The sequence below is a fragment of the Chamaesiphon sp. OTE_8_metabat_110 genome (assembly GCF_031382685.1).
Classification (GTDB): Bacteria; Cyanobacteriota; Cyanobacteriia; order Cyanobacteriales; family Chamaesiphonaceae; genus Chamaesiphon.
Window position 1 is genome coordinate 1 of sequence record NZ_JANMZA010000483.1, and the last position, 5,347, is coordinate 5,347.

Sequence of the window (5,347 nt, forward strand, 5' to 3'; positions counted from 1 at the left end):
GCATAATCAGAAACCAACCCATATCGGGACGGACATTAGTCACCAATCCATACATTTGTCCGCCCAAACCCGTCAAACTCGCGGAAATAATCCACGTCCACAAGACAACTTGTTCGACATTAATACCCGTCACGCGCGCTAGATCGATGTCATCAGCAACCGCCCGCATCGCTTTACCAATTTTGGTATTCTGAAGTAGAAAATGCAATCCAGCGATCGCGACGAGCGCCAATCCCAGCACGACTAAATTATAGAACTTAATCTTAATCCCAAATAGATCGATCGCTTCACTCACAGGCAAATTGTACCGCTTAGCATCGCTCCCCCAAATTAATAAAATTCCATTGCGGAGAAATAATGCCAACCCAATCGAAATAATTACCAGCGTGGTAGATGTTGCGCGTACCCGCCGCATTCGCTTCCACACAACTACTTCGGTCAAGAGCGCGACGCCTACCGTCGCCACAATACCGATGAGCATCGATATCCAGATATTATTTAAAACTGGAATCGGACTCAGATTCAGCATCCAGGCGACAAATGCCCCCAAAGTCATCAAATCCCCATGAGCAAAGTTTGACAGGCGCAAGATGCCATAAGTCAAAGTCAAACCAACTGCGCCCAGGGCAATAATACTACCGAGGGCTATGCCATTTACAATCAATTGGGGATCCATATTCTGTCTATTATCGCTGGAAAGATCTTATCGTAGCTCGATTGGGGTCAGGTGGTTAAGTCGATCTGCTCACACTGTTACTAGTGGAGAGTGGAGAGTGGAGAGTGGAGAGTGGATAGTGGATAGTGGATAGTGAATAGTGGATAGTGAATAGCCATTAGAGCAGACATTGCTAGCCTTACTGTTAAAGTAAATAACTGCCGACCTAATTCTCAATTCTCAATTCTCAATTCTCAATTCTCAATTAAGATGGTGCCGAACCGCGACAGATGCGATTATCCCACCAGATATTATTGGTACCCGGTCGCGTACCGTAGCTGGGTGTAACGCCGTAACTACTGCCCTGAGCGTGGCCCATTGTAGACGCGATCGAGCCGTAAAGTTTGTTGAGATTAAAACAGCGCGGATCGCAGTGTCCTTCGGGGTCAAAGTTATCTAAAGCAAAGTGAGTAGTGAGTTGGGGGAATTTGCCAGCAGCCAGAGCGGCGCGGAGATAAAGACCCAGCGCCGAGCCATACTGATTGTCCGAATAGGGTGGCGTCGGGAGGGTGGCAATGTTAGGATTTCTGGCGCTACAAGTATTTTGGTTGCCACGTTCGGAACGGGCACCAACTTGGACGATTTCGGCGGCGACGCTGGATTTGACACGGCTATTGCGGACGTTGAAATAATTGCTCAAGGGCGCACAGGCGTTGCCGATGCTGGCTGCTTGGCCGGGACTCGCAACCGACTTATCACCGCTGTTGTAACGGTTACAGATCGATTCTACCGACCAAGTTGCCGTAGTATAAATCCGCCCGCTGGCGGCGGCAAGTTTGCCTCGTGCTTCTTTTTGTTCTGAGGCAATTTCGCCCGCACTCAAGCCTAGATTTGCCAGCGCGGTATCGAGTGCCTGACGGCGAGCCGTTTCATTCGTCGCGCGCCACACTTGTCTGAGCAAGCGTTCCCGTTCTGGTTTAACTAAAATATCGCTCGCTTTTTCAAATTCAGTAGTCGTCGGTCGGCGCGGTTCGTAGAAATTGGGACGCGCTAAGACCGCTGTATTTTCGCGCGGTAAAAAGGCATTGACACCCAGTCCCAATGGGCCGCGACCGAGTTGACGTTCGCGATCGAGCGTACTGGCAGCCATGATGACGGATGTATCGTGTAAAATGAACCGAGTGTCAGTTACCGGGGTTACACTAGAGTTACTACTCAAATTGCGACTGCGAAGATAGGCGGCGATTTTATCTCGTTCGCTTGGTACCAGTGCGCGATTGGTATGATTGGTCGGTACCTGCGGCGGACTAGCTGTTGGGGGTAGGGTTGTCGGCGGGGGACTGCTGGGGGCTGTCGTACCGCTCGGGAGCGGACGCAGCGGCGGCGGCACGGGAATCGTGACTTGCGGTTCGCTGGCTGCTGGTGTTGAAGCTGGAGACGGTAGGGGTGTTGTCAATCCAGGCGAGGTGATTCTTTGAGCGATTCCCGTTCCAGGAGGCGGCGCCAACGTCGGTACGGGGAATGCTACCGATCGAGTATTGATAGAGATTGTGGCAATAATCGGTACCAAAAATAACCCCAAAAGTGTCACAATACGATTAGAAAACAAATTGAATTTAAGCATATAAGAGTTGACAGTTGGCAGCTTGTATTGATGACAGTCAAAGTAGCGATCGCTTGCAGTTAAGTTGTTCGATAGAATAATTACTTTTTCAGATAGCAATCGACTATCTTTGTGTAGCCCAGTCGCTTTTGCTGTCAGGGACGGCAGGCGATCGAGTTTAGTTCCAGTTCGAGTTTTCTACAATATTTTTCAATTTGTCTACTTCAAGATTTTTGTAAATATCGATCGATTCATTACCAACAAATTAATTATCGACACCAATCGTTGCTAAAAGGTTATGTTTTCTATCTCCTCCAATCAGTCCAAAATTCAACCGATCGATCCGCTGGCGATCGACAATAGCCCCGCTGCGATTCTCACCCGTCGATATCAACAAGTTCGCCAAATTAGCGAACGGATTTGCCAACCGCTAGCTATAGAGGATTATACAATCCAAAGTATGCCGGATGTGAGTCCGCCCAAGTGGCATTTAGCACATACGACCTGGTTCTTTGAAACCTTCTTACTATTACCATATTTACCGGGATATCAGGTTTTTCATCCCCAATTTGGTTATTTGTTCAATTCATACTATGAAGCTGTCGGCGCGCGCCATCCGCGCCACCTACGCGGGATGCTTTCACGTCCGACTGTCGCTGAAGTTTATCGCTATCGCGAACGCGTCGATCGAGCCATGGTAGAGTTACTGGCAACAATTGCCGATCGTCCCAACTTAGCAGAACTAGTCACCCTCGGACTCCATCACGAGCAGCAACATCAAGAATTACTCTTGATGGATATCAAACATATTCTCGGTACCAATCCGCTCCATCCGGTCTATCGTCAAAATTTACCCCCACATCCCACGCCGACAGAAATTCCCTTTGAGTGGTTGGCATATCCCGGCGGACTGTATAGTATCGGTCATCAAGGTGATGAATTTGCCTTTGATAATGAATCCCCCCGCCACAAAACATATCTGCAAGATTATAAATTAGCCAATCGGCTAGTTACAAATGGTGAATATTTAGAATTTATCCAAGCTGGTGGTTATCAAAAATCAAAATATTGGCTAGCAGAAGGCTGGATGACCGTTCAAACTCAGCAATGGCAAGCGCCATTATATTGGGAACTAGTCGTAAGCGGCATCGATAATTTCGAGCGTCGCCAGTGGTGGATAATGACCCTCGGTGGACTAAAAAAACTCGACCTCAATGAACCAGTTTGTCACGTAAGTTTTTATGAGGCTGATGCCTATGCGACGTGGAAAGGTCAGCGTTTACCCACCGAAGCAGAATGGGAAGTTGCGACAGTAAATATCCCTCAAGTTGGTAACTTTTTAGACAGCGATCTCTTACAGCCAACACCTGTAAATAATCCGCATCATCAGTTTTTTGGTGATGTCTGGGAATGGACGCAAAGTGCTTATTTGCCCTATCCTGGTTTCCAGATTGCCGAAGGTGCGATCGGTGAATATAATGGGAAGTTTATGTGCAATCAAATGGTCTTACGCGGCGGTGCGTGCGTTACTTCTGCCGATCATATTCGTTCCACTTATCGCAATTTCTTTCCACCTTCAGCACGGTGGCAATTTAGCGGGATTCGGTTGGCGAGTTAGAGGATGTCTATTCTGTAAGAAAATAGCACCAGTATTAATAACTGGTGCTATTTATGAAGTAGATTTGTGCTGAGGCTATGAGTTGCCTTGTCCAGTAATCTGCCGCATGATGAGATCGAATTTAGCATCTAGCGAGTCAAACCTTTGATTCATACTAGTTTCTAGCGTAGTAAATCGCTGATTCATTTCCGCTTTGAGTCCGTCAACTTCGTCATAGAGGCGGTCGAATTCGACATTAAGTTCGCCCCAAGTGACTTGGGTATCTTCTAAACGGTTGACTCGACGACCGATAGTTCGGAGTTGGCGATCTATCCTTCTATCGTTTGGTTCTTGAGATTGGGTCATAATAGTAATAGATGTTTTTTTTGATTTGTGGCTCACAAGCCACCGATATCCCCGTTAGTTGACGCTAGCGGGGATGTCTCTATTCTAGCTCTCAATTTGGATCTAAGAGCGCAAGATGTTGGATTCAGTTAAGATCGTAAAGAGCGTCAGTCAGAAATTAATCATGAATGAAAATTCACTCGATCGATCTCCCACCGAAAATCTACTCGATCTCAACTTAGATAAAGATACTTGGATTTACACCTATGGATCTGCTACCTTACAACAGGTGAGAAGCTTTGGCTACGAATGCGAAGTCCAATATCTCAAAGAACGCCTCAAAATTGAATATCCTGGTTTTAAAATCAATTCAAATAGTAGCGCGAAAAAGCTTGATTTTCCACCACTATATGCAATTCGAGAATCATTAAAGTGGGAGCGGGCTTATATCGCTAAACAGTACCTACATGGAGAAGTTGTGGCGCTCGATAATTATTTGGGAAAGTATCAAATTATCAAAAAAACAGAGAAACCTTGGTATCTGGTCGCCAAAAATTTAGGTAATAATGAAATGACTTTATATTCGATCTTATTTGGTGTTTTTATTGGTTTAATATTCTGTGCAGCGCTGTAAAGTTAGCACGCTCCTCAAATTAAAAGTCAGCTAACTACATTTTACAGAATTGTTGTACTCGCGCCCAAACTCGATCGAGTAAAATCGGATCGTTACTATCGAACCACTCAATTTCGGGAATCGACGCAAACCAAGTACGTTGGCGTTTGGCAAATTGACGCGTATGCACGATCGTCAGATCGATCGCGTCTGCTAAACTAATCTCACCCTGAATATACTGACGCATCTCCGCATATCCCAACGTATCCAACAACGGTAAATCCCACCCATATTTAGTCCCTAAATATTTTACCTCAGCCTCCCAACCCAAATCGATCATCTGTTGAGTGCGTTGCTCGATGCGTAGCGTCAAAACATCCAAACTTTCACAATCCAAGCCAATTTGGAGAATCGGATAACTCGGCGGATATTCTCCCTGCTGACTAGAAATCGTTTGTCCAGTGGCATAATAAACCTCCAACGCGCGAATCGTCCGAATCGCATCATTAGCATGAATTTTTAGCGTTGCCTCGC

Annotated in this window: 5 protein-coding genes and 1 pseudogene; 2 read left to right on the forward strand and 4 right to left on the reverse strand. The window is 46.3% G+C overall.

Annotated features, from left to right (window positions below; all coding sequences use genetic code 11):
• Both RMO52_RS17725 and RMO52_RS17730 read right to left on the reverse strand, forming a co-directional pair.
• Window positions 1-676 (reverse strand): branched-chain amino acid ABC transporter permease (locus RMO52_RS17725; RefSeq protein WP_310416836.1); only part of this gene is annotated, 676 nt, incomplete at its 3' end.
• 244 nt (window positions 677-920) lie between these two features.
• On the reverse strand, window positions 921-2,246 hold the full coding sequence (locus RMO52_RS17730) for a hypothetical protein (protein ID WP_310416839.1): 1,326 nt from the start codon (window positions 2,244-2,246) through the stop codon (window positions 921-923).
• A gap of 310 nt (window positions 2,247-2,556) precedes the next feature.
• Between RMO52_RS17730 and egtB the strand changes: the two genes are divergently transcribed.
• Complete coding sequence (gene egtB, locus RMO52_RS17735; protein ID WP_309744931.1) at window positions 2,557-3,876, forward strand: ergothioneine biosynthesis protein EgtB; 1,320 nt, start codon at window positions 2,557-2,559, stop codon at window positions 3,874-3,876.
• Between the two features lie 75 nt (window positions 3,877-3,951).
• On the opposite strand, the gene RMO52_RS17740 is transcribed toward egtB, so the two are convergent.
• Window positions 3,952-4,221: a hypothetical protein gene (locus RMO52_RS17740; RefSeq protein WP_310416842.1), complete on the reverse strand. Its 270-nt coding sequence runs from the start codon at window positions 4,219-4,221 to the stop codon at window positions 3,952-3,954.
• A 163-nt stretch (window positions 4,222-4,384) separates the two neighbouring features.
• Here RMO52_RS17740 and RMO52_RS17745 point away from each other — a divergent pair, with 163 nt between their 5' ends.
• A complete protein-coding gene (locus RMO52_RS17745) occupies window positions 4,385-4,834 on the forward strand; it encodes a hypothetical protein (RefSeq protein ID WP_310416845.1) in 450 nt (149 codons plus the stop codon).
• 34 nt (window positions 4,835-4,868) lie between these two features.
• Here the strand turns inward: RMO52_RS17745 and RMO52_RS17750 are convergent.
• Window positions 4,869-5,347 (reverse strand): annotated as a pseudogene (locus RMO52_RS17750) (tRNA dimethylallyltransferase); the annotation flags it as partial.